The 2218-nt window shown below is 60.1% G+C and carries 3 protein-coding genes; 1 reads left to right on the top strand and 2 read right to left on the bottom strand.

Annotated features, from left to right (window positions below):
* Positions 1–262 precede the first annotated feature (262 nt).
* Entirely contained in the window at positions 263–1153 is an 891-nt protein-coding gene (locus JNL55_RS08570; protein WP_293852015.1) for an alpha/beta fold hydrolase, read from the bottom strand.
* 111 nt (positions 1154–1264) lie between these two features.
* Complete coding sequence (locus JNL55_RS08575) at positions 1265–1876, bottom strand: ChuX/HutX family heme-like substrate-binding protein (protein ID WP_293852018.1); 612 nt, start codon at positions 1874–1876, stop codon at positions 1265–1267.
* A gap of 116 nt (positions 1877–1992) precedes the next feature.
* On the opposite strand from JNL55_RS08575, the gene JNL55_RS08580 reads away from it, so the two are divergent.
* Positions 1993–2218 (top strand): hypothetical protein (locus tag JNL55_RS08580; RefSeq protein ID WP_293852021.1); only part of this gene is annotated, 226 nt, incomplete at its 3' end.

Here is a 2218-nt window from a genome sequence, read left to right on the forward strand (position 1 = left end):
ATCTGGGATGGCGACCCGCTGGAACTTTCATCGGCACCTATCATGGTGATGGTCCGCGGCAAGGTCATCTCGCTTAATAATCGCCAGAAGCAGTTAGCAAAGAGATATCACCCACAGCATGCAATCCGCTGCCGCCCGCCCATCGCCAGCGGGCAAGCGAAACGGCTGGGCGATGTTTTGTCGGCGTTCGTAGCGCTGCAATGCCCTATCCGCGGTTGCACGACGGCACTCTATACAGCCAACCAGTCAGCACTGTGCGACGCTAGCGCGGCGGCTTCGCACAAGCTTGGCCCACGACTCCGAGCGAAGCGCCGCGTCTCGGGACATCGGCGAGCACCTGATGGAGGGTCTCGAGCACGATGTCGGGTCGATCGACCTGCAGCATGTGGCCTGCACCTTTCGCCACGATCCAACGACCATTGCTCGCAAGCGCCAGTTGACGGTGCCCCTCTACCCAGCCTTCGCGTTCGGCTTTCGACCCGTCGGGCCAGACTATATCGGCCGTCAGTACGCTTACCGGTACATTGCAGACCACGGGATAGCGTCGCATGGTTTCGTGCGTCGCTACGAATGCCCGTGCGTGGCGCAGCGAAGCGCGCTCTGTCGGGCTAGCGTCCAGTCTCTCCTTGGCCTTGATGCTCTTCACGACCATTGCCGCGGCATCGACGGCATCTATGCTCTGCACCGTATCCGCATCGACATAGACGAGGCCACGCACATCGCCGGGATAGAGATTCGAGTACAACTGGATCAGGTAGCCGCCATAGCTGTGGCCAACCAGCACTAGCCACTGGTCGCGGCCGAGCGCATAAAGACCGGCGTGCAGGCGGCTGACCTCGTCGTGGATGTCGTAGGGGGTGGTGAGCGGCTCGCTGGAACCGAACCCGGCGCGGTCGTAGCTGATGACCGTCGCGCCCGTCGTGGCTAGGATGCGCGGTGCAAGTTCGTTCCAGCGCTCGTGACCCTCGCCCGAGCCCGCCTCCATCAAAACGGTCCGCGCATCGCCGGGATAGACACGGAAATGCATCAGCGTGCCGCGCACATTCACCATTTCGTCGCGGTACGCCGGTGCGGAACTTGCCGTAGCTACGGCGAACAGCAGCGATGCGCATGCGCAGAGCCAGGTAATAATTCGATTTGCAGTTTTGTGCATGGGAACTCTGTGCGTGGCTACTCACGGCGCTGCAGGCGCCGTGATTCGTGATTAATGCATTCCGGACGCGCGCCGCGAGCAGCGCGCGTCATGTGAGATGTATTTTCGTTACTACTTGGCAGCGCAGATTCGCGGCAACGATTCGATCACAGCCCAGGTCTTCTTGAAGCCCTCGACCGCAGCTTGATCGAAAGTTTCGCCGGCCACCCGAGCGTAGACCCCGAGGACCAAACTGCCATCCTGGTTGTAAAACGAAATAGCCTGAGTGCGCTCGCCAGCCTTTGGCCCGGGAAGATCCGTCGCAAACACAGCCTTCAAGTATTGGCCGTTGATATGCGCGTGCACGCCCTTGCTATCGTCAGCATACATATCAAGCCAGCCCTCCCCGGTGTCCGGCTTCGCCATCGGCACCAGACTCGGAAACGAATACGCGTGCTTACCGCCTGAAGTGAGCACGAGCTTGATAGAAGTGTTCGCGCCCCATTCATCGATCGACTTCCAAACTGTCTGCGCAACTTGCGCGGAGCCTGCCGTGCCAATGGATTGAGTCGCGGGCAACGCGCTCGCGATTACGGTCTCCGCGACGTTGAAGTGCCGACTCGCGACCGGCAACGGCCTCCCCGGTTTCTGGTTTTCGTAGAAATCTCTAACCATCGGCGCATGGGTCGCGCTGGCACACGGCACCGCTGTGCTGGCTGGCTTGTTCTGAGCCGCTGCCATCATGGGTACACTCAGCATTGCAATCATAAGCATCGAATGTTTCATACTATCCTCCGTAAGCGCATGTCGAAGTCGATCTTTGACATGCTTGATGTTGATGTCCGGTTAAAGGTGTGCCGATGTCCGTACGAAATTTTCTCGAAGTCTTACTCGGCGGCTGCTTGGTCGCCGTCAGTGCCGCACAGGCGGAGACGTCGGTGGGCTGGCCGTTGCATGGCAACGACGCGAATGAAAGCCGTCACTCGACGCTCTCCGCGATCGACGGGCGTAACGTGCACCAACTCGGTCTCGCCTGGGCATTCGAAGATTTCATCGTGCGCGGCCGCACTCATCGCGGTATGCAAG

This window comes from Steroidobacter sp., assembly GCF_016790065.1.
Classification (GTDB): domain Bacteria; phylum Pseudomonadota; class Gammaproteobacteria; order Steroidobacterales; family Steroidobacteraceae; genus Steroidobacter.